The following is a 22,179-nucleotide window of genomic DNA, read 5'->3' as shown; positions in this document are numbered from 1 at the left end:
TTCACTCATCCCCGTTCAATAGCAGAACCCGATATTCAGAAGGTGAACAGTCATAATAATTCCGGAACGCCTTGCTGAAATAATTTTTGTCCTTGTACCCCAACATCTCGGAAATGTCTTGGATTTTCAAATCGGGGGTGGATAGCAGCTCCTTTGCCTTGTCCATTCTTACCTTTTGTACATACTCATGTATGCCATAACCATATTGCCCCTTAAAAAGTTTCATCAAGTATTCTCTGCTCAGGAAATATTTATCCGTGAACATCGATATTTTAATATTCTCAAAATAGTGATTATCAATGTATGCTTTAATATTTTCCAATACGCTGGGGCGATTGCCAGCAAGGCTTTTGCTGATTTCATTGCCATAGCAATCTAGAATCCCGCTCAGCACCCGCTCAAATTCGCCAAAGGAAGCAAAATCGCTCCCGATGCCTAGCCCACGCAATCCTTTATCTTTACCGCCACGGATACGTTCGGGGACCGCATCCAGCTCCGTCGCAATATCGTTCAGTAAAATAATAAATTCCTCTATCTGCCGGTCAGCCTCGCCCAGATTAAAACGTCCGGAAGCCTCCCATTTCTTCGTGAATTCGCTTAAAATACTTTTGGCATGATTGATGTTCCCGCTCTCCAGTGCGTTGCGAATCAAGGGCATACGGCCCGTCAAGGAAGGATTATCTTTCCCCTGTGAAGTATCGTTGCTGCTATTTGTGACAATCGCTCCCTTCAGCGTCAGGAGGTCAATCCCGTCGAGAGAGGCTTTGGCAGTCTCATAGGATTGAGCAAGCGCCATGATGTCACCATAGGGCTGTCCAATTCCTCCGGCAACAACAATTCCGAATAGCTCTTTCAGCGTCGAGACTAACTTCTTCATATGATGTAAAGAGCGGAAAGTTGCGTCCTCCTCATAGCCGCCTTTCATCGTGAAGATGGCGATAAACTCGCGTTCTCCCTTATGGCTGGCGAAGCTGAAGGCCTGAAAATGCTCATCGCTATTCTCATTAATCACATTTGTGACGGCAAAATGCAGCAAATCCCGGTCCTCATGGAAGCGATTACGACGCACTTGTTCCAAATTGAGCACCCGCAGTACACCCGCAGCAAAATAGTTTCCGGTCGTATCAGCGCCGATCAACGGCAGAAAAGCCTCGTTGGACTGATTTTTGAAGCTACGTTCAATGATCGACAGATAAATTTTCTCCTTTAGCTTCGGCAGAGACATGTTGAGCGTAATGTTCCTGTTGATGAACTCACTTTCTTTCTTACGTTTGGCCTCCAGCACATCTATAGCTTTACGCAAGGCCGCATTCAAATCCGCCCGGTTGACCGGCTTCAGCAAATAATCAACTACCTTAGAACGGATAGCCTGGCGGGTATATTCAAAATCATTGTAGCCGCTGATTACAATCGTCAGCAGTTCCGGGAACTCCTTCTCCACGATCTGCAGCAGCTCACTTCCGTTCAGCTCCGGCATCTTCATGTCAACCAATACAAGGTCGATCTTTTGCTCACGCAGCATGGCTAGGCCCATATTTCCATCCGTAGCCTCCAGTACCTGATCGACACCTAGTCCTTTCCAGTCTCCCAGGATGTTGATCGCCTCACGCAACGGTTCCTCATCATCTATAATCAGTACTTTATACATGGTTAATCCCTCCCCGCGGTAACCGCATGTCCATCTTTGTTCCGCCAGCATCACTGGTAATGGCCAAACCCGCAGCCTCACCATACAAAAGCTTCAGCCGCGTGTTCAAATTTTTCAGTCCAATGCTTTCCGTGTCACTTTCGGCAGCGTTTTCTCCGCCCTGATCCTCCCACTGGATTTGAAGAGAATTTCTCACTTGCTCCAGCCGCTCCCCGCTAAACCCCGGTCCATCATCCGTCACTGAAATAACAGTATGGCTAGGCGTCACATGCGCTTCAATGGTAATTGTGATCGTTGTGGATACTTTTTCCAGCGCATGCTTGATGCAATTTTCTACCAAGGTCTGAATGGACAGCTTCGGAATCTCCAGCTCCAGCAAAGGGTCTTCCCACTGGTAGGCCACCTGCATTCTGTTTCCAAAACGAGCCTTCTGCAGTGCCAAATAACGTTCAATATGCTTTAATTCCTCTCTGGCATGGACCACATCTTTACCGCTAATGCAGTATCTCAACGTCATAGCAAGATTATCGACCATATCGACAATATCATCATTGTTGTTTTTCAGCGCCTTGGTGGAAATGGCTTGCAGGGCATTATATAAGAAATGCGGATTGATCTCAGCTTCCAGTGCTTTGAGTACAGCATTTTTCTCGACAATTTTCATTTTATACCGTTCATTGATCAGCTCATTCGTCTTTTCCACCATCTTATTGAAGTGGCGAGACAGATAGGCAATTTCATCCTTTCCTTCAACCTGTGCTTCAGCGTCAAAGCTGCCTGTACTGAACCGCTTCATCTGCAGCGACAGATTCTTTAGCGGGTTCGTTATTTTGTTCGAAATAAAGCTGACCAAGATGACCGAAACGATTAAAAATAACAGTCCTATGAAATAGTTCAATTTGCGTGTTGTCGTGGCCGCTTCATAAATTTCTTTGTAGGGAATCGGCTTAATCAGCTTCCAGCCTTCTTTTTTGCTGATGTCATAAATCACTAGATACTTCTCTTCTTTATCCGACCACGTCACGCGTCCTCCTGAGGCTGGTGTCAGCTCCTTAAGCAGTCCCTCTTGTTCGCTCTGTTGATAAAACCCGGGGTCATCCACCACAAAAGGTTCATTATCGGGACTGACGTACATTAGGTGCTGCCCTTTACTGAAGGGAATATCCTTCATAATCTCGTCCGTAACCGAGGAGTTGAAATAAAGGGAGAGCACCGCCTGCGGCTCCCTGGAAACTATAGAGCGCAGCAATCGATGGTAGCCCATGAAGCTTTTATCCTTATTTATAGGGTAGTCGGAGCTATTGATCATCGAGGATTGGTTTTTTACAAAAGACTGGTAAGAACGGTTAAACGGGCTGGCCAGCGCTTTTTTATACCAGGAAAGATTCTCAATCGACGGATGCTCGGCGACCCGCACGGTAATATTGTAGTTCTCTTTGGTGACATAATAATACTTGTGCTCCTTGATCACATACAGGTAGATAGCTTCCAGATCATTGCGGGAGAAGTACAGGTTCTTCAAGTAGTCCTCCACATACATCTTCGAGGCATAATCCTCCGATTCATGCAAAATCGCATAGGTGATCTCGTCATACGATATTTGCGGCAGGGATAATTGCTCGATGCCGTCCAAATAACTCTCCAGATTCCGGCCGACAAGCAACAGATTGTTGCTCGTACTGGCGATGCTGTTATCCACCGATTCTTTTCGCAGCATGCCGTATGAAATGAACGTCAGTGAGGTCACCACCAAAACAATGATGATTGTAAACAGCAAAATAAGCTTGTTCGCCAACCTGCGTGAGACAAGCTCCAGCACGGGTTCAAACCGCTTTATGATCCACTTTTTAATAATGACCGGCAACCTCCCCCACGATTTACAGGCTTAATTATAAATATTTCAGTTCACCTTTTTACCCCTAACTGTACTCTTAAATCCATTTTTGAGTATAGGGCACTGCTCTATAATACACAATATAGACTAACCGGAATGGTTATGTGTGGCAAGCCTAGTCGATATTACCACCCAACAAATCAAGAAGAGGTGCATCCATGTTAAAATCACTCGGCAAAAGATGGCGCGAGAAAACAGAATTCGGATTATTCACTCTCCCAGTCCTAATCTGTATCGCTGTAGCATTCTACATTCCGTTTGCCATGACTATCCGCTATTCGATGACCAAATGGAACGGAATTTCGAAACACCCTAAGTTTGTCGGACTTGATAATTTCAAACAAATCTTTATGGGCGACACCAACTTCGCCAATTCAGCCTGGTTCACCATAAAGTATGCGATTCTGTACATTGTTCTCGTTAACGTGCTGGCCATCTTGCTCGCATTAGTTCTGGACATGAAGCTGAAGAGCACCCCTTGGCTGAGAGCCGCTTTCTTTATTCCTTATATCCTCAGTCTTGTCATTGTCGGTTTTATCTGGAAATTTATCTTTATGCAAGGTTTCAACTCACTCGGAGAAAGTACAGGCTGGTCCATATTTGGTCTAAGCTGGCTAGGGACGCCAGGACTTGCTTTCGTCTCCATACTGGCCGTCTCCATCTGGCAGTCGATTGGTTTTTATCTGGTCATTTATATTGCCGGTCTGCAATCTGTACCTGAGGATCTCAAAGAAGCAGCCACAGTTGATGGCGCTGGTCCCATGAGAAAATTCTTCAGTATTACGCTGCCACTGCTCGCTCCATCCATTACGATTTCTGTGTTCATGGCACTGACCAATTCGATCAAGGTGTTCGATGTCATCCTGTCCTTAACCGGGGGCGGACCTGGCGGAACTACCTACAGTATCGCTTACGATATCTACCGGGATACCTTCCAAAACAATCTGTATGGATACGGTACAGCGAAAGCGCTTATCTTGTTCCTGGCCGTCTTGATGGTAACTATTCTCCAGTTAGCATTCTTCAAACGAAGAGAGGTTGAGGCATAATGAATACAAACCGCAAAGCAGGCCGAATCATTTTAGAGGTTGTTATGGTCATCCTCTCTCTTCTGTTTCTATATCCGCTATTTCTGACAATTATCAACTCGTTAAAAAGCTTTAGCGAAGTCATGACGGATGTCATCGCCCTGCCAAAACATCTGGTGTTCGGCAACTATTCCTACGTGTGGAAGTTTATCAACTATCCGAAGCTGTTCCTGAACAACTTTGTCATTACCGGTGTAGGTCTTCTAGGTATTGTGTTCATTTCATCCATAGCAGCCTACAAGCTGGCACGGACGAAATCCAGACTGAGCGGGGTGATTTATTTCCTCTGCATTATGCCGATGCTGATTCCGTTCCAATCGATCATGCTGACCGTTCTGCAAACGGCTAAGACTTTAAATCTCTCTGAGAGTACTTGGGGACTTGGGTTGTTATATTGGGGTTTCGGTGCTCCACTCGCCGTGTTTATCTACCATGGATTCGTCAAAGGGATTCCGGTTGAAATTGATGAGAGTGCCACGATTGATGGAGCTTCCGGCTTCCGCCTGTTCTTCAGTGTCATCTTCCCACTGCTGAAATCGGTCACAACAACCATTGTCATTATCGACGTAATGTGGATCTGGAATGACTTCCTGCTCCCGCTGCTTATGGTCAACGGCTCCCCAGATACCAAAACGCTGACACTGGCTGCCTACACCTTTGTGGGCCAATATACCTCAGATTGGCAATATGCGATGACTGCTATGGTCATGGCGGTGTTGCCATCAATCGTAGTATTCATCTTCTTGCAAAAGTACATCGTTAAGGGTGTTGTTGCGGGGGCGGTGAAGGGCTGATTAACTGATTCCAAACCTAGCTTCTGCATAAAAAGGGGGAGATCCATATGGATCTCCCCCTTTATGCAGACGTTCCAATACTTTGCATACTGCTACAGTCTGCTTTTGATGCAGACGTTCCAATACTCTGCATACTGCTGCGGTCAGCTTTTGATGCAGACGTTCCAATACTAACTAGTAGTTTAACTGTATTTTGTACAACTATAACTCTGCAACTCGCTCGACCGATGGATATAGCTGTATTTCGTACAACTATTCTCTTGATTTAATGCCCTCTAGGCCGATTTTCTAGTTTTTAGTTGCATAGAATACACTTAAAAGCAAAATGGTCCGTTTTACATATAAAATAGGTGTATAGAATGCAGTTATTTCACAAACACAACGGTGATACTTCATGGGCACTCCATACGGACTCCATAAATACTCTCTTCATACTGCTTCAGTCAGCTTTTTATACAGACGTTCCAATACTCTCTGCATACTGCTACGGTCAGCTTTTGATGCAGACGTTCCAATACTAACTAGTAGTTTAACTGTATTTTGTACAACTATAACTCTGCAACTCGCTCGGCCGATGGATATAGCTGTATTTCGTACAACTATTCTCTTGATTTAATGCCCTCTAGGCCGATTTTCTAGTTTTTAGTTGTATAGAATACACTTAAAAGCAGAATGGTCCGTTTTACATATAAGATAGGTGTATAGAATGCAGTTATTTCACAATTACAACGATGATACTTCATGGGCACTCCATACGGACTCCATAAATACTCTCTTCATACTGCTTCAGTCAGCTTTTTATACAGACGTTCCAATACTCTCTGCATACTGCTACGGTCAGCTTTTGATGCAGACGTTCCAATACTAACTAGTAGTTTAACTGTATTTTGTACAACTATAACTCTGCAACTCGCTCGGCCGATGGATATAGCTGTATTTCGTACAACTATTCTCTTGATTTAATGCCCTCTAGGCCGATTTTCTAGTTTTTAGTTGCATAGAATACACTTAAAAGCAAAATGGTCCGTTTTACATATAAAATAGGTGTATAGAATGCAGTTATTTCACAAACACAACGGTGATACTTTATAGGCACTCCATAGGTATTCCATACGCCACATCCTACGTACACCATACGTACTCCATTCGTACTCCATTCGTACTTCATGCCACTCCATAGGTACTCCATAAGTACTCCACACATTTCGCATTCCAACGAGATCGAGCGCAATCCGTGAATAGTTAATCAGAGTTTGTATTTATTAAAGCTCCTTCTCCGTGACCCTGCCGTTAGCATCTATGTTGGCATTAAAAGATAGGGTGTTCATGAGCTTAATCGTTTTCCTATTGTAGGAATCATCCATGAAATTAGGCTGTCCGCCAATGATTTTGACAGGTGTAATCTTGCTGGTGATCTTGGAGTCCTTAATCTCAACATTCAACAGCATAGAATTAAGTGTTTTTTCCCCACCACGTGTGGAGCGATTAAACACAAAATTCCCAAGTGAATAATAAATGGGCTTGTGCTTATAGTATTCGATGCCCATAAGGCAGTGACTGTGTGCGCCAAGAATTAAATCCGCCCCGCTATCAATCATCTGTTTAGCTAGTGTGCGAGCGTACTTTTCAGGGAAATCCTTAAACTCTTCATTCCAGTGAATATATACGATCGTGTAATCATTCTCCTTGGACATCTTCTGAATGGCGCTAAGCATAGGCTGCGAGGTGTAAGCTGAAGCGGCTCCCGGTTTGTTTTTGCCGGCATACCACGAAGGATCTGAAAGCACACGGCTAACGCCAAGGATGGCGATCTTTTTCCCTTTTACTGTCTTAGTATAAGGCTTGAACGCTTCATCTTCATCTTTGCCAGCTCCTGTATGGCCAATCTTGTTTCGATCCAAATGGATCAGCGTGTCGAGCATAGCGTCTTTTCCATAATCCAAAATATGATTATTCGCCAAGGACACTCCATCAATCCCGGCATAGGTTAAGCCACCTAACGTTGCTGGTTTGGATCTGAAGGCAAAGGTTTTCTCTGCCGCTTTCCCTCGGATAGACACAGGCGTCTCCAGATTGGCGAAGGCGATGTCAGCCTTTTGCAGCGTAGGTGCGACCTTTACAAACGGAAAGTTCACCCCATATTTAGCAATCTGATCGCCAACAAAACCATCCAAAAGGATATCACCCGCAAAAGCAAGCTTTATAGGATCTGAAGATAGTGAAGCTGCACTGGAGGCAGATGTCACAGGAACTATTAGTGATAACATAAGTGTAATGAGTGCTATTCTACGCAAAACCTTCGATCCTAATCTCAAAAAACACAGCCTCCTCTCATCTTTTTATTAGCTATGATCCTAGCATACTGGAAAGAGGTTACTAAATTAAGAGTAGAAAGACCTGTTATTCCTTTGCTTTTTTCAGAACGGCTCTGAAGCAATTTAATCCGCCCCACGCATCCGTATGCACAGCATCCGCAGGCAACTCAAAATCTGTCTCCCCCCAATACTGAAATCCAGTTTGCAGCAGCAGGTCATTCATAAGATTCAGATTTACCGTCGGATAATCAAATGTCAATACCAATAATCCTTCTTCGTTCAACGTCCGGTGAAATTCCCGTAAAGTACCCACTGTATCCTCAAAGCTCAAATGCTCTAATACTGATATGCAAAAAACAGTGTCAAAGCTCTCATCCTCATACGGCAGATCCGTCAGATTAGCTTGAGCCAAATGCAGGTTGTTTGTTCTTCTAGCGATAACCTGCTTTGCCGCTTTTTCCCCAATCTCATTTTCAATACATTCTTGGATAGCTTTTGGGTAAATAACCCTACTGTCCATATCGCAGGCATAGACCTCTGCACAAACCCCTGCCAAATAAAACTTCAAGGGATGAGGAATCCCACAGGCTGCATCCAGTACAACACCATGCGGAGAAATAAAGTTAATACACCACTCATATTCAAAGGGACGGCTCCACCATGATTCCGGCAGATCATAAATTAACTTCTCACGACGTGCATCTGAATTTACGAAAAAACGCGAGACAAAGGGATGGGTTGGCATGGCCAGGACTCCTTTTTCAACGGAATTTTAGGTAGTGAGAGTATATTCATGATTTGCTGATTCATTCCATAACCTTACATTGAACGAGACAAACCCAAAAAAACGGCTGCTCCCTTAGGAACAGACCGTCTTTAAATATAACTGTATAGTATAAACCTTATGCGTAGAATGAAAGAGGTTTGGACTCAATTCCATGTCTCTCGATCATCTTATCAAGTAACGCAGACCATTCCGCATCGACTGTACATTGCTCAGGATGTGCCTCGAACCAAGCAACCGACTGCTTGATCCCTTTGGAGAAAGGCACAGTAGCCTGGAAGTCAGGCACGAAACGTTTGATTTTGCTATTATCAAAAACACTGCTTACCGCTTGATCACCGATCAAGCCATCCGCTGTCCCTGGAGGGGAAAAGGCTGTGATAAAGTCTGTGGAGATATGCACCACTTTAGGTTCCACACCTGCCGCTTGTCCGATGGCCGCATAGATCTGATTCCAATTCAATACCTCGTCGGAAGTAATATGAATGGCCTCCCCTATCGCTTCCGGATGTCCAAGCAATCCAACAAAACCTTTGGCAAAATCCGAATTATGCGTCAGTGTCCACAAAGAGGTTCCATCTCCATGTATGACTAAAGGTAAGCCGCGGCGGATACGATCGATCAGTGACCAAGGATGCTGGCCACTCGTAAGTGCCGCAGGGATGGCTGTATTTCCATAGGTATGGGAAGGACGAACAATCGTAACCGGGAATCCGTTCGCCTTGTAAGCTTCCATCAACAGCTGCTCACACGCAATTTTATTCCTCGAATACTCCCAATAAGGGTTCTCCAGCGGTGTCTCTTCTGTAATTACATAATTACGCTGCGGCTTCTGATAAGCAGAGGCTGAGCTGATGAAAATGTACTGCGTCGTTTTACCAGTGAACAGGTCAATGTCTGCCTGCACATGTTCTGGTGTAAAAGCAATCCAGTCTACCACTACGTCAAATTCGTAATCTCGTAATACTAATGCGGCTTCTGCCGGATTACGAATGTCTCCTTTAATTACTTTTGCACCTTCTGGAACGAATTCATCCCGCTGTCCTCTGTTGAACAAATACAGCTCGATTCCTTGAGCTACAGCCAACGGGGATACAGCCTGACTAATTAATCCCGTACCTCCAATAAATAAGACCTTCATTTTGCACGCTCCTTATAGTGAATCCGGCTCGTTATTTACTGGTTAACATAATCTCGCCATACGTGCTTCGGCTGCCAATTCAGCAGCTTTTTGGCCTTCTCATTACTGAGTAGCGACTCGTGACCCTCCAGCGGCTGGCGGAAATCCGTCACCTCTGGATAACGTGCGGCCATTAGCTCTCTGCTAGGAACAGCCATGCTGGTCTCATCTGCACATATATTAAGAGCAACCGCGCCCAATCCATCCGTTTCGATTGCCAATTGGCAAGCTGTTGCTACATCCCGTGTATCAATATAACTCCATAGAATCCGATCGCGCTGCGCTGGATCATGAATGAAGGAAGGGAAACGTTCATACGCCGATGGATCAATAACATTTCCGATTCTTAGGGAAACGACCTGTATACCCTTTCTGCGATAGAACATCTCAGCGGTTTGCTCATTCACAACCTTAGACAGACCGTAGCTGTCTTCAGGCAACTGTGGATGCTCCTCATCCATAGGCACATACTTCGGCCCCAAAGGATTAACCGCAAAACAGATTCCGTAGGAGGATTCACTGGAAGCAATCACTGCTTTTCGAATCCCGAGACCCGCTGCAGCCTCCAAAATGTTATAGGTAGATACTACATTATTTTGAAAGGTGACCTCACTCGTCTTTATATTTGCAGCTGGGATCGCAGCCAAATGTACAACTGCATCAGCGCCAGCAAGTACACCATATACTTCACCCAAATTATTCAAATCAGCAATCATCGTTGGGCACAAAGAATCTGCGGATTTTTGCGTATCTACATTCACAACCTCATACCCTTGCTCTACAAAATGCCGGACCACCCATCTGCCCAACATCCCACTGCCGCCTGTAACAACTACTTTCGCCATGAGTGTGTCTCCTTTTTTATGAAGCTAACAACTACTCCAGAATCTCCTCAATCTGCTTCAAAATCTCTTCCGAAAGCTCAATACCTGAAGCCTTAACATTCTCTTCGACCTGCTGCGGACGGCTGGCACCCACCAGCGCACTAGCTACATTAGGTTGACGCAAAATCCAAGCCAAAGCCAAATTCCCAACAGAAATATTCAGTTCCGTAGCGATCCCACTCAATTGGCGGACTTTTTCAATCTTTTCTTCTGTAATCGAATCTTTTAATCGATCCAGCTTAGCAGCACGGCTATCCTCAGGGATGTCCGTGTTATACTTTCCAGTTAACAGCCCTTGAGCCAGTGGAGAAAATACCACCTGTCCAATCCCACGGCGCTCACCGAGCGGAATAATCTCTTTCTCAATATAACGGTTAAACATATTATAAATCGGCTGATTAACAACAATATGATCTAGCAAATAGCGGTCTGCTACAGCTAACGCATCGGTCATTTGCGCCGCCGTCCACTCACTAACACCGACATAATATACCTTGCCTTGCCGAACCAGATCATCTAGCGCACGTAAGGTTTCTTCAATTGGAGTTTCCGGATCAAAACGGTGGCAATACATAATATCCACGTATTCTACTCCGAGACGTTTCAAGCTAGCATGACACTGTTCCGTGATATGTTTGCGGGATAGTCCACGGTCGTTAGGTCCCGTGCCCATTTCCCCGTATACTTTAGTAGCTAATACATAGGACTCACGAGAGTAGTTACGTAAAGTCTCACCTAGTACTTTCTCGGCAGCACCTTTTTCATAAACATTTGCAGTATCAAAAAAATTCACGCCTAAGTCGTAAGCGGTTTCAATGGCATTAACAGCATTATCTCTTTCCACATAGCCTCCGTATGTCAGCCAGCTTCCCAAACTAATCTCACTGACTTTTAAACCGGTTCCACCTAATCTGCGATATTTCATAATAACTGCTCCTCTCCATAGTTCCGTGTTTGATTTTGGCAGGTTGCTTAGCACTCATATTCATTCTAGAATAGTTTGTATATAATAGAAAGAAGTGAAAATTAGTTTATTATATGATCTCTAGTGTAGTTACTATACTAGAGTATAGTAGCTTCACAAACAGGAGGAGATACCTTGAAGACAGCTAAATCTACTAATAATTATATCCCCAAAACCCCTGTTACTATTGAATGTAATGTTGAAAAAACACTTGAAGTATTAGGTGGAAAATGGGCCTTTCTTGTCCTCAGAGAGCTATTCGACGGCACGCAGCGTTTTGGGGCACTGCAACGAAAAATCACTAATGTGTCTCCCCGCGCACTGACCACTACGTTGCGCCATCTGGAGGAGCATGGTGTGCTTGAGCGTCACGTATTTCCGACTGTTCCTGTTACGGTAGAATATTCGCTTACTCCCAAAGGTGAGGATTTACATCAAATTTTGAAGGAAATGAAGCTGTGGTCCGCGAAATGGACTTAGCTTGAGCAGATTGTGACTGATGAAAAAAGAAGCTGTCCAAAAAGTAGAGAATTCTACTTTTTGGACAGCTTCTTTTTTATAAATTGGCTATACAATGGATGGATTCTTACTTTAACCCAGGGGATATGTGCGGTGTGCGGTGTGCTGTGTGTGATGCGCCGCGGTGTGCGATGTGTGATGTGCGCTTTAGTGTAATTGGGGAAAAACTCCCTAAAAATAGCCGATATTCGCTAAAAAAGAGCATAATGAGGGAATTTCTCCCTAAAAATCGGGTTGATTCCTTTCTTTTTCACCAAATCAGGTAAATTACAGGGAGGTTTTCCCTAATTATAAGTTAGATGACCAAATATCTAAGAATTATAGGGAGAAATTCCCTAATTATAGAGTCGGAATGCGTATTTGGTTAACTGAAAACAACCGGAGATACCAGCGATTTCTGCGTCAAGTCATACACAAATTGCCGTTTGAGGTCAGCAGGCTTTGCCTTGCCTTCAATCTACTACTGAAGCAGATCGCGGATAATCAAAAACGCAGAGCAGCGAAGATCCAATAGGAGGATGAATCGCTGCTCTTTTGACCCTTGCATTTTTGAAAATGAAGGAGAGGTCGTCTCTTTTCGTAAAAAATCCACCTGTAGAACAACCCTTCCAGCATTTTCACTATACGGATCTAGTATTTATCCACAATCGCGCCGAGAACTGCCGTATTTACATAGGGTTTTCCTTTGAGGCTTTGCAGCTCTTTCGCAGTTCCTGTAACAACAGCTCCCAATAGCTGTACATCACTGGCATCCGGCGCCGCTTTATCCTTTTTCAAGTAATTCGAGATTCGCTCAAACTCTCCGTAATGCTTGCCCTTCATCTGAAGCCCATAGGTTAAGGATTGTAAAAAATCCTCTGGTTTCGGCTTAAATAACCCTTCCCATTCCCCACCGTAGCCATATACTTGTCTAGCAGATTCCGGTAAGGCATATTTATTCGGGCTGCTGTCATTCCTAATAAACTCAAGGTTCTTTTTATTGTCATACGTATCTACCCAATACCAAGTCTGTGTCAAACCCGCCGGCAGCATCTTCTCTACCTCTGCCTGAGTGTAGCTTTTATCAAAAGAAACTGCCATTTCTACGAGCTTACCAGGTTCCATTTGTTCGAGTGCAGGCAGGTCATTCAGCACTTTTTCGTTATAATTCACTCCAGGCACATAAAACATCATTTCCCGCTGAGCATTTTGACTGTTATATCCTCGGTAGTATTCATAATTTTGCTGTGTCATTACCGGGTCAGGAACATTTATACTAGAGTATCCCCTATTAAGCAGAGAAAACCGGCTGCCCATATCGAAATACAGTTTTTTAGTATCCCATACGATGGGCACACCCTCAACAACTTTGTAAGTGCTCAGTTCAACTTTACCCGATAGAAACCCTAAATCAAGTTCAGTTCTCAACTCCTGAAGGTTAGGACTGCTAATCTTCATCATGATCCTCTCTTCATCCAGACCACGCATCGCCAACCAGCTTGTCTGATGGGCGTTACCCAGCATCCCACCGAATAGTACTATAACCGTCACCACTAGAGAAATGATTGTGTTTCGAATCATTGTTTTTCGTTTTGCCTTCTTAATTACTTTTGAAAGGTTCTGATCATCCTTTTGTTCCCATGGAGCTGTCATTCCGCTTCACCTCTATACTTTTTTTGAAATTGCTTGCGGGCACGAAACAATGCCGATTTCACTGTATCTGTCGTAATTCCCAGAAGCTCAGCTATCTCCTGATAGGACAGCTCCAGCTCATATTTCATAATAATGAGTTGTTTATGGAGCGGTAGAAGCTCATCCAACACTCTTTCGATGTCTTCCCGTTTCTCTTTTAACAGCACATGATCCTCTGGCAATTCCATATCCGGCACATCTACATAGTCAATAGGAATGACTATCCGCTTGCGGCGGCGGCACAGATCATAGTAGCGGTTGATCGCTACTTTATATAACCATGCACTGAATTTGTTCTCATCAATGGAATCAATATACAAAAGAGCCTTATACACCGTATCCTGTACGATATCTTCAGCGTCGGCTGCAGGTGCCCCGAGACGAATCAAGTATTTTTGAATTTCTAACATTTTAGGTTGAAGTATCTGATGTAGCTGCCCGGGCTTCATCCTGCACCTCCCTTCGTATGTATAACGATAAAGTTCTCGGAATGTTAGCTTATGAGGTGAAAAAAATTATAAAACAAAAGACGGCTGCCTCAGAAAGACATGCCGTCACATTTTAAAGAAAGAATAAGGTTCCAGTACAATTCCTATATATCCGTAGGATTCATTGCCTGCTGAGCTGTAGATATGAGTATGGTTTGAACTTTCAGAGATTGTTTGTCAATAATGAAGCCTATATAGAACCCACCCTCCATATTATCCATTTCGAAAGGTGACAATCGGGGCTCATACACTCCACCCTTGTTCTCAAACCAGTAGCTCACTATAATCCCGTATTCGTTATCCACTGCAACGTATGTACCGTATGCCTTTAGCACATCTTCCAAAGTACTTACCCCAGATCGAATATTGTTCAATGTACCTATATGGATTGGATCAGTGCGCTCATTATCTGTGTCTATTTTCCAAGCATTCAGCCGACCTTCGGTATCATAATGTACAGATACTTCTTTATACATTTCATTATTGAACACATCTTGACCTGCTGAATCCCCGTAATGTTCCTCTACTAACATTCTTGAACTCCCAAAATCAATAAAAAGATTACGTCCACTATCCGTGATTCCGAAATCGCGATCAGTAACCGGAGCCGCTATAAAGTCCTTCAAGCCTGTACCCTGTTCCGGTAATGACGGTAATAGACTCCGATCCGATCGTTCTTCTGGACGAGAATTTACAGTATATATTCCCTTAAGCTTGAGCATTCTCATCCATTGTATAGCCTCTGCTCTTGTAAGCGGGAGATTTCCTTTGAAACCGACTAAAGTTGGCTCCCCGGGAAGTGGAAGTAGAGAGTTACCCAGCAAATAAACGACGGAATCCGTGTCGTTGTAATTCATCCCTAGACCAGATACAACTAACCTTGCGGCGGCCATTCTGGTGATTGGAGTCGATCTTGCCACTGGATATTGTAGTCCAGTAACTGGATGATTCCACCACTTAGCCATTCTATACGGTGCTGCTGTCCATTCTTCGCCTATGCTAGTAGCCTTTGGATAGCCGAAAGAAAGATAAAATAATTTCAAAAATTCTGCTTCCGTAATCGACTGATCCGGTCGAAAGCTCCCATCATCATAACCAACCATCAATTGGTTGCCCAACGCCCAGCGCACCCAAGGCTCGGACCAGTGACCTTGAATGTCAGTGAACAGTGAATATGCCGGATCCTCTTCACCGTCCTCTTCCACTTCTTCATATGTCCCTGTATTCTCGTACGTTGTCGTGTCAGCATGAACTCTATAACTCACGTTGCCGCATGTTACAATTGTCCCTGAGATAAGACCTAGTACCAATAGCTTCATTATCTTCAATTTAATAATCCCTTTCGTTCTTATCGGTAAGGGGTTCCTGCTCTCTTTGTCAGGTTTATCGTGATTAACCCTTTATCTTAACTATCGGGTAAAAAGTCTGATTCGTAAATATACTGCTCTCCTTTTTCACAAGAAAAGCCAAAAAAGATCGCTCCCCTTCATAGCGGGAACGATCTTAACCTACCTACTACTTAGACCTTTAATCGACGTTCGAAAGCTTTGGGGATAAGCATTATAGCAAGTATACCTATGATTATCACCGAAAGGATTGACAAGGGTAGATGTAATATAGGGATGCCAAAAATGTTATAGGATACATATTTTTCGATTAAGGATCTGCTAACCATTACACCTGACGGTAAAAAAGAGATTATTTTGCCCAACATTCCAGGCAAAGAGAAAAGGGGAAGAATAACTACGAATGCTGCCAGTCCAAGACTGCTTAAGCTACTCCGACACAAAGCGGATATCAGCGCCGTCAATAACAATAGACCACATGCAGCCAGCAAGGTTACAGCATATTTCAGGGCAAATCCCTGCAGCTGGGTTAAGGCATATGGAGTCTCATCAAAATAAAAGTAACTATTCAGCGGGGCATTCCAGCCCACGAAGCCGAACGGTAAACAGGCCAGCAATGTGCAAATTCCGTAAAAAAGAGTAACCCAGCTAAACGTAACTATAAATCCAGCTAATAGTTTTGCCGCAACAATCTTCAATCTTCCGTATCTACTAGATAGAATAAGTGCATCCATTCTATAGTTTTCCTCACCAGAGAACAAGGGTGCCAGCGCAAATACTAGAATAAGACCGATCAGAAGATCGCCGACGCCAGGCGAGCTTGAAAAAAATATATGTAATAAGTCCCAGTCCTCCGTTACATAAAACCCCCGTGGTTTTCCCTCCTCCAGCATGGAGAGTTTTTTAGTAACATCTCTTAGTGTATATGATCCTGGTTCTTGCTTCTCCAATAAAACCTTCCGCTCTCTCAGCTCTGTTAAATTTCTGTTGAATTGATCTACCATATAAGCTGTACCAGCATAGTGTTGCTCCAGAATTCGTTTCATCTTCTCCTCTTTGGGCCAAGCGCTGTCTTCGGCATATTCTTCTTTGAGTCTAGGAGCGTATTTCAAAACTAAATCTGCTTGAATCGGTCCTAGATGAGCGGCGATAGCTTCAGGCTTTTCCTTGTTTACAACCAATAGACTATCCGTACCGGATGGGTAGAAACTAACAAAACAAAAAATGGCTAATGCAGTACTTCCAGCTATAGAAATCCAGACTCTGGGAATCATAATTTTGCGTAATTCAAACATCACCAGACGGTTCATGTGTATCATCCCCTCCGAAAATAATGCATATATACATCTTCTAATGAAGGATTCACCATCACCGCATTCTCAACTGGCGAATCCTTGCTGACTATCCGAACCACTAGTCCAGTATCTGACTGCTGCACATTCACTACAGTTCCCTTCTCTTCGATTTGAGCCAGCAACCGTGCAGGGATATGAACCTCCCAAACCTCTCCTTGCAATTCATCGGTCAACTCCTTAATTGTTCCTTGACGAAGTAACTCTCCTCGCCCCATCAGTAGCACCTGTTTAGCTATATGATCAACATCAGAAACGATATGAGTAGACAAAATAACGATGCGCTCATTTGATATTTCAGAAATTAAATTTCGAAATCTTACGCGTTCCGAGGGATCAAGTCCTACTGTGGGCTCATCCAATATGAGGATGCTCGGATTATTAAGCAATGCTTGTGCGATACCGAGTCTACGCTTCATCCCGCCGGAGTACTTTCCGCATTTTTTATCCATTTCACCGGATAGATTAACCGTTTGAGCCAGAACCTCTATACGATCACTCGCCTCCTTCTTGGTCAACCCCTTTAGGGCAGCAACATAATACAAGAAATCACGAGCTGAAAAATGATTGTACATCCCCAGTTCCTGTGGTAAATAACCAATCTGAGCCCGGTACTGATCCCCCATGTCATCCTTGTTTTGTCCATCTAAAAGTACATTTCCACGAGTCGGATACAGAACATCTGCGACAATACGCATCAATGTCGTTTTTCCTGTTCCGTTAGGTCCTAGAAGACCATACACACCAGGTGACATAGAAAGGTTAATAGTATTCAAAATTCGCTTTTTGCCGAAATCATGTACGATATTACATAGTTTAAGCTCCAATCAGAAACCCTCCCTTGCTCAATACTCTGGATTGAAACCTCATGGCTAGGATAAATACCACTGCCGACAGAACGCCCAGTCCCATTAACCAAAATAACTCAACCGACGTCGTCCAGCTCACTGCAAATTCTCCGGAAAATAAAATCATCCAAAAGAGAGGCAAACTGAAGAGTACGGTCGTTAATTGTCTAAAATTACGTATCAGCGTAGATAATACTGACGCTACCGCCGCATTCATTAGGATTGGGATGCACCATAGCAAGGTCATACGCAGCATAAACTCCTTTCCCCCTAAAGGGGTTACCATAGCAGTAACACTAAAGTTAATCATTAGTGAGATCAGCCCTGCCATAAGGAACCGAGCTTGCACATACCGATGCAACGGGATTCTAAAACTACGTGCGAGTTCTCCCATTCCACAGAGCGTATTCCGAGCCGTATGAGAGACGACCACCAGTAAAGGAATACAACCCACGATGGACAGAATGAACATAGGGCTAACTATCTCCGTAACACTCAGCACCAAATATCCTACTACAAACAAGATCAGACCAAGCACAACCTCCTTCCACCATCCCTGTGAAAAAAGAATCCTCATCTGTAGCCGTACAAATAGAGGAACGGGTGGGACTGGCGCAGGTAATGCCCGCTTGGATCTTCTCCACCTGCTCATGGCTTCTTCTGCAAAACCGTCAAGGAGTGGCGGTTCAGGAATGCACTGGATATAATTCATGATCTCCTCTACAGACTCTGCTGTTATCTCATCCTGTAAATTCAGATTGAGGTAATCTTGATGGTTATGTTTAACCCTCATTTTCCTGCTCCTTTCTTTAGGGATTGGGATATGTCCTCTTGCTTGGAATGCCTTAGTAAATCACGTAATTTAATAAGAGATCGACTTACCCTTGACTTCACAGTAGATTCAGGTTCATGAGTTACGGCAGCTATTTCTGTAAACGTAAATTCATATTTATACCTTAATAAGAGCGCATCCTTCTGTTCCTCTGGCAGTGAGCAAATCGCGGCGTATACCTGCTTAACCTCTTCACGAAGTAATATTCCTTCAAGAAAGTCTCCTTCGACTGTAATTTCATCAGATAAGCTTTGATTCAACTCTGCTTGCCGAGCTCTTTTGCTGCGAAAATAGTCAATGCAGACATTTTGCGCGATCGCCATCAACCAAGCTCGAAAACTCCCCTGTTTATTTTGATAGCTGCCAAGCTTGGCCCATGCTTTTTCATACACCGTCTGTGCAAGATCCCAGGCTAATTCGTCATTATGTATTTTCCATCTGATGAATCGATAAATATCGCTATAGGTATACCGAATTAATAATTCCACCGCTGCCTCATTGCCCTGCTGCGCTTCTGTGACCCATTTGTCCTCTCCGATTTAATTCCCCTCCAATCTACCAATCTACTAAATATAACGAAATCGCCTACAAAGTAGACGCATCACATTAAAAAGACCAACCAGAAGGTTCTGGCTGGCCCAATATAAATTTTCCCTAGATTATGTCCCCGGTTCAAATTATGAGTGAACATTCTCAGCTTGTATCTTAGTGAATTATATAACATTGATTCTATTAATTTCCATAGTGTACACTCATTACAAGTGGTCTTTTTGTGAAACTCTTCGGAAAAGGTGGATTATTGTTCGATGAAAAAAATGATGCTGTCTATTCTTTTAATAGTTTCTTTAATAGGTATAAGTGGATGTGCAGAGAGTAATATAGGAGATCTTAAGATAAGCGCAGGAGATCAAGAAATTAAAAGTACAACATTATCTAACACTAAATTAGCTAACGCGAAGAGTGACTTATCCTCAAACGCTGAAGCAAGTGGATTTGAATTCGCCTTTGAGCAGGATGCAGTAAAGAATATTCAATATTTAAAAAATGGAGAAATCATTACTCTAGACTTTGGAGATTCTGAGCCAGATAATGTATCGCTCGAAGATAGCGTACTAAATAAGAGTGGAGCTTATCAATTTTCATCCAGAGAAACACTAGAAGTTCCAATTACAAAAGAAGACGGTAAATATTCCTTTACGATCGAAAAGCATATGGCTTCTTCATTGAGTTCGTTTTACGAAGAGAACAAAAAAGACTATAGAGGCTTTAGCATAACGGCAAGCTGGGGAGAAAAAGAATATAGATATGCTTTTGTTATACAAGCGGATGCCAATTAAAGCTAACATTCTGATTTAAACCCGATAATCATATTAGGCATTCCATCGAAATATTCAGGGCCCAGTAGTCATCCAGATGGCTACTGGGTTCCCTTGAATAGAAATCTAACTATCTATTTTTTAAATATACAACAAATTGTTCATGCAACTCTAGTTCGGATCGTTTAAAGATCCCAGCCCTCGGAATTTAATTATTGAAAAGTAGGAATAACAAGATTATGAATTTGCTCTGACCCGAGTTTACTTTCAACAAAAGATATTTATGGATTCTTTCGCGATATTGATTATAAGTGATTTCAAAGCTTTGCTTGTCTCCCTGTGCATCCGGATAAACAGTGGATTTGTCATGAGCTCCAGACATTGTAAGAACCTCCTCTTGACCTTACATTTAATTAGACACCGCTGGTTGATTAAAAGCCTCATGTCATTTCAAAAAAATCCACAATAAAAAACTGTCGATTGCTAGACAATTATATAGAGCCAAGTTATAGTATTGATAATACTTTTAATAACCATTTTCAAAAGTCTAGAGGTGAATAAAATAAACCAAATCGCAAACAATTCTATTCGTGTTAAAAAGATAAATCAGGAGCTTATCAAGCAGGCCTTGAAATCGATGAAAGAAGGAACCAAATCCACGATTGCAAGTGCCACCGGATTAAGTATTGCTACCTGCGGAAATATCCTGAATGAACTTCTGGAGACTGGTGAAGTCATTGAGACTGAACTGGAGGCATCAAATGGAGGTCGACCGGCCAGACGATTTATCTATAACGCTGATTTTTCCTATATTGCATGTATCTATGCCAAAATTGAGGATGGCCAGAAATCCATAACCTATGCGGTGACCAATTCAGTTGGTGATCGTGTGGATCATGGATGGATGGAATTAGAGTACATAGATGCTGCAGCCATCGACCATCTGCTGGATACGCTTATCCAACAATATAACAACATCAAGGCAGTCGGGATTGGAATTCCCGGCCTTGCTCACCAAGGTGTCATTAATATCTGTGACATTAAAGAGTTAATTAATGCTCCCTTAGAATCACTGCTCAGAGAAAAATACGAGCTTGAAGTCACGATTGAAAATGATATGAATCTAACCGTTTACGGGTTCTATAAACAGCAGGATTATGAAGAGGATAAAACCATTGTCGTGGTGACCTTTATCAAAGGAGCTTTTCCAGGCGCCGGGATGATGATCGACGGGCATATCCACAAAGGTAATACTAGATTTGCTGGTGAAGTCTCTTTTTTACCGTTTGGAATCTCGCGTGAACAGCAATTGAGTAGCTTGGACCACACGGATACCTTCATCCCTTTGGCGGCTCACACTATATCGTCCCTGATTGCAATTATTAATCCAGAGACCATAGCTCTCACAGGAGAACAAGTCAAACAAGAGAATGTGCGGCCGATTTATCAACGTTGTCTGGAAGTGATTCCAGAGGAGCATATGCCTCACTTAATTGTGCTGGATCAACCTGATGATCATTACATGAACGGATTAATTGCGATCACACTTGAAAGCTTAACCTACTCATTGCAGTTGGTTGAGAAGCGCCGTTAAAAACATAAAACTAACATACACTTCAGGAGGAACTACGAATGGCAACAAACAAAGAAAACATGATCGCAGGAAAGCTATATATGGCAGGCTGTGAAGAATTAGCAAAGGATAACAAAAGATCCAGAATGCTCACTCGTTTATTTAACAATACGACGGAAGAACAAGGTGAATATAGAGTAGAACTACTCAAGCAATTATTTGAGTCTACAGGAGAATCATTATATGTTGAACCTCCCTTCCGTTGTGATTACGGCAGTAATATTACCGTTGGCAATAACTTCTACGCTAATTTTGACTGCATTATCCTTGATGTAGCTAAAGTAACGATTGGTAACAATGTTCTCTTTGGACCTAGAGTAGGCGTATATACTGCTGGTCACCCCATAGATGCGGACGTGCGTATTAGTATGCTTGAATTCGGTACACCGATTACCATTGGAAACAATGTGTGGGTTGGTGGAAACGCGGTAATTAATCCTGGGGTAAAAATCGGCAACAATGTAATCATCGGTGCAGGTTCAGTCGTAACTAAGGATATCCCTGACAATGTAATTGCGGTGGGTAACCCATGCAAGGTATTAAGAGCAATCACCGAAGACGATAAGCAACACTGGGAAAAACTTAAAGAAGAGTATTACAGAGACATTGAGCAATAAAGTAAC

General features: G+C 43.2%; 21 protein-coding genes. 6 read left to right on the top strand and 15 right to left on the bottom strand.

The window, feature by feature from the left end:
* Position 1: 1 nt before the first annotated feature.
* Together NSQ50_RS08885 and NSQ50_RS08880 are read right to left on the bottom strand one after the other, a co-directional pair.
* A complete protein-coding gene (locus NSQ50_RS08885) occupies positions 2-1,648 on the bottom strand; it encodes a response regulator (protein WP_076224760.1) in 1,647 nt (548 codons plus the stop codon).
* Positions 1,641-3,503, bottom strand: coding sequence for a sensor histidine kinase (locus NSQ50_RS08880; RefSeq protein WP_052097448.1), 1,863 nt, complete (start codon positions 3,501-3,503; stop codon positions 1,641-1,643). The genes NSQ50_RS08885 and NSQ50_RS08880 overlap by 8 nt, the downstream gene beginning before the upstream one ends.
* Positions 3,504-3,700: 197 nt before the next feature.
* Between NSQ50_RS08880 and NSQ50_RS08875 the strand changes: the two genes are divergently transcribed.
* A complete protein-coding gene (locus NSQ50_RS08875; RefSeq protein WP_076224758.1) occupies positions 3,701-4,591 on the top strand; it encodes a carbohydrate ABC transporter permease in 891 nt (296 codons plus the stop codon).
* Positions 4,591-5,424 (top strand): carbohydrate ABC transporter permease, encoded by an 834-nt coding sequence (locus NSQ50_RS08870; RefSeq protein WP_036684045.1) that lies wholly within the window; start codon positions 4,591-4,593, stop codon positions 5,422-5,424. Before NSQ50_RS08875 ends, NSQ50_RS08870 begins: the two co-directional genes overlap by 1 nt.
* Here the strand turns inward: NSQ50_RS08870 and NSQ50_RS08865 are convergent, their stop codons facing one another.
* From NSQ50_RS08865 to NSQ50_RS08840, 6 genes are all read right to left on the bottom strand, one after another.
* Positions 5,425-5,592 carry a hypothetical protein gene (locus NSQ50_RS08865; protein ID WP_340949354.1) on the bottom strand — a complete coding sequence of 56 codons (168 nt, stop codon included), beginning with the start codon at positions 5,590-5,592 and terminating at the stop codon, positions 5,425-5,427.
* Positions 5,593-6,686: 1,094 nt separating this feature from the next.
* The gene (locus tag NSQ50_RS08860; protein WP_141118631.1) at positions 6,687-7,691 is read right to left on the bottom strand and encodes a CapA family protein; all 1,005 of its coding nucleotides are present in this window, start codon (positions 7,689-7,691) and stop codon (positions 6,687-6,689) included.
* A gap of 133 nt (positions 7,692-7,824) precedes the next feature.
* Positions 7,825-8,484 (bottom strand): class I SAM-dependent methyltransferase, encoded by a 660-nt coding sequence (locus tag NSQ50_RS08855; protein ID WP_076142606.1) that lies wholly within the window; start codon positions 8,482-8,484, stop codon positions 7,825-7,827.
* A gap of 157 nt (positions 8,485-8,641) precedes the next feature.
* Complete coding sequence (locus NSQ50_RS08850; RefSeq protein ID WP_076142604.1) at positions 8,642-9,664, bottom strand: SDR family oxidoreductase; 1,023 nt, start codon at positions 9,662-9,664, stop codon at positions 8,642-8,644.
* Between the two features lie 35 nt (positions 9,665-9,699).
* Positions 9,700-10,548: an NAD-dependent epimerase/dehydratase family protein gene (locus tag NSQ50_RS08845; RefSeq protein WP_036684049.1), complete on the bottom strand. Its 849-nt coding sequence runs from the start codon at positions 10,546-10,548 to the stop codon at positions 9,700-9,702.
* Between the two features lie 31 nt (positions 10,549-10,579).
* On the bottom strand, positions 10,580-11,512 hold the full coding sequence (locus NSQ50_RS08840; protein ID WP_076142603.1) for an aldo/keto reductase family protein: 933 nt from the start codon (positions 11,510-11,512) through the stop codon (positions 10,580-10,582).
* A 174-nt stretch (positions 11,513-11,686) separates the two neighbouring features.
* Here NSQ50_RS08840 and NSQ50_RS08835 point away from each other — a divergent pair, with 174 nt between their 5' ends.
* Complete coding sequence (locus NSQ50_RS08835) at positions 11,687-12,031, top strand: winged helix-turn-helix transcriptional regulator (RefSeq protein ID WP_036684053.1); 345 nt, start codon at positions 11,687-11,689, stop codon at positions 12,029-12,031.
* A gap of 669 nt (positions 12,032-12,700) precedes the next feature.
* On the opposite strand, the gene NSQ50_RS08830 is transcribed toward NSQ50_RS08835, so the two are convergent.
* From NSQ50_RS08830 to NSQ50_RS08800, 7 genes are all read right to left on the bottom strand, one after another.
* Complete coding sequence (locus NSQ50_RS08830) at positions 12,701-13,702, bottom strand: anti sigma factor C-terminal domain-containing protein (protein ID WP_076225277.1); 1,002 nt, start codon at positions 13,700-13,702, stop codon at positions 12,701-12,703.
* Positions 13,699-14,190, bottom strand: coding sequence for an RNA polymerase sigma factor (locus NSQ50_RS08825; RefSeq protein ID WP_036684055.1), 492 nt, complete (start codon positions 14,188-14,190; stop codon positions 13,699-13,701). The genes NSQ50_RS08830 and NSQ50_RS08825 overlap by 4 nt, the downstream gene beginning before the upstream one ends.
* Before the next feature lie 143 nt (positions 14,191-14,333).
* Positions 14,334-15,548: an S-layer homology domain-containing protein gene (locus NSQ50_RS08820; RefSeq protein WP_143760590.1), complete on the bottom strand. Its 1,215-nt coding sequence runs from the start codon at positions 15,546-15,548 to the stop codon at positions 14,334-14,336.
* Between the two features lie 200 nt (positions 15,549-15,748).
* A complete protein-coding gene (locus NSQ50_RS08815) occupies positions 15,749-16,885 on the bottom strand; it encodes an ABC transporter permease subunit (RefSeq protein WP_076225275.1) in 1,137 nt (378 codons plus the stop codon).
* A 5-nt stretch (positions 16,886-16,890) separates the two neighbouring features.
* Entirely contained in the window at positions 16,891-17,754 is an 864-nt protein-coding gene (locus tag NSQ50_RS08810) for an ABC transporter ATP-binding protein (protein ID WP_076214345.1), read from the bottom strand.
* Positions 17,744-18,568, bottom strand: coding sequence for a hypothetical protein (locus NSQ50_RS08805; protein ID WP_076225274.1), 825 nt, complete (start codon positions 18,566-18,568; stop codon positions 17,744-17,746). The genes NSQ50_RS08810 and NSQ50_RS08805 overlap by 11 nt, the downstream gene beginning before the upstream one ends.
* The gene (locus NSQ50_RS08800) at positions 18,565-19,095 is read right to left on the bottom strand and encodes an RNA polymerase sigma factor (RefSeq protein WP_076225273.1); all 531 of its coding nucleotides are present in this window, start codon (positions 19,093-19,095) and stop codon (positions 18,565-18,567) included. Before NSQ50_RS08800 ends, NSQ50_RS08805 begins: the two co-directional genes overlap by 4 nt.
* A 318-nt stretch (positions 19,096-19,413) precedes the next feature.
* Between NSQ50_RS08800 and NSQ50_RS08795 the strand changes: the two genes are divergently transcribed.
* From NSQ50_RS08795 to NSQ50_RS08785, 3 genes are all read left to right on the top strand, one after another.
* On the top strand, positions 19,414-19,944 hold the full coding sequence (locus NSQ50_RS08795; RefSeq protein WP_076100009.1) for a hypothetical protein: 531 nt from the start codon (positions 19,414-19,416) through the stop codon (positions 19,942-19,944).
* Between the two features lie 664 nt (positions 19,945-20,608).
* Positions 20,609-21,517 (top strand): ROK family protein, encoded by a 909-nt coding sequence (locus NSQ50_RS08790; RefSeq protein ID WP_051491321.1) that lies wholly within the window; start codon positions 20,609-20,611, stop codon positions 21,515-21,517.
* Between the two features lie 38 nt (positions 21,518-21,555).
* Positions 21,556-22,173, top strand: a complete 618-nt coding sequence (locus tag NSQ50_RS08785) for a sugar O-acetyltransferase (protein WP_076225272.1) — start codon at positions 21,556-21,558, stop codon at positions 22,171-22,173.
* The last annotated feature ends 6 nt before the right edge of the window (positions 22,174-22,179 follow it).

It is taken from the genome of Paenibacillus sp. FSL R10-2788 (genome assembly GCF_038003885.1).
In the GTDB taxonomy this organism is placed as follows: domain Bacteria; phylum Bacillota; class Bacilli; order Paenibacillales; family Paenibacillaceae; genus Paenibacillus_AQ; species Paenibacillus_AQ odorifer.
This window is presented reverse-complemented; position numbering and strand designations above follow the sequence as displayed.

Bases quoted from the DNA above. Each gene is read 5' to 3' on its own strand.
- NSQ50_RS08870 (WP_036684045.1), top strand. From the start codon at position 4,591: ATGAATACAAACCGCAAAGCAGGCCGAATCATTTTAGAGGTTGTTATG.
- NSQ50_RS08840 (WP_076142603.1), bottom strand. From the start codon at position 11,512: ATGAAATATCGCAGATTAGGTGGAACCGGTTTAAAAGTCAGTGAGATT.
- NSQ50_RS08815 (WP_076225275.1), bottom strand. From the start codon at position 16,885: ATGAACCGTCTGGTGATGTTTGAATTACGCAAAATTATGATTCCCAGA.
- NSQ50_RS08855 (WP_076142606.1), bottom strand. From the start codon at position 8,484: ATGCCAACCCATCCCTTTGTCTCGCGTTTTTTCGTAAATTCAGATGCA.
- NSQ50_RS08820 (WP_143760590.1), bottom strand. From the start codon at position 15,548: ATGAAGCTATTGGTACTAGGTCTTATCTCAGGGACAATTGTAACATGC.
- NSQ50_RS08830 (WP_076225277.1), bottom strand. From the start codon at position 13,702: ATGACAGCTCCATGGGAACAAAAGGATGATCAGAACCTTTCAAAAGTA.
- NSQ50_RS08805 (WP_076225274.1), bottom strand. From the start codon at position 18,568: ATGAGGGTTAAACATAACCATCAAGATTACCTCAATCTGAATTTACAG.
- NSQ50_RS08850 (WP_076142604.1), bottom strand. From the start codon at position 9,664: ATGAAGGTCTTATTTATTGGAGGTACGGGATTAATTAGTCAGGCTGTA.
- NSQ50_RS08825 (WP_036684055.1), bottom strand. From the start codon at position 14,190: ATGAAGCCCGGGCAGCTACATCAGATACTTCAACCTAAAATGTTAGAA.
- NSQ50_RS08885 (WP_076224760.1), bottom strand. From the start codon at position 1,648: ATGTATAAAGTACTGATTATAGATGATGAGGAACCGTTGCGTGAGGCG.
- NSQ50_RS08795 (WP_076100009.1), top strand. From the start codon at position 19,414: ATGAAAAAAATGATGCTGTCTATTCTTTTAATAGTTTCTTTAATAGGT.
- NSQ50_RS08845 (WP_036684049.1), bottom strand. From the start codon at position 10,548: ATGGCGAAAGTAGTTGTTACAGGCGGCAGTGGGATGTTGGGCAGATGG.
- NSQ50_RS08860 (WP_141118631.1), bottom strand. From the start codon at position 7,691: ATGTTATCACTAATAGTTCCTGTGACATCTGCCTCCAGTGCAGCTTCA.
- NSQ50_RS08785 (WP_076225272.1), top strand. From the start codon at position 21,556: ATGGCAACAAACAAAGAAAACATGATCGCAGGAAAGCTATATATGGCA.
- NSQ50_RS08875 (WP_076224758.1), top strand. From the start codon at position 3,701: ATGTTAAAATCACTCGGCAAAAGATGGCGCGAGAAAACAGAATTCGGA.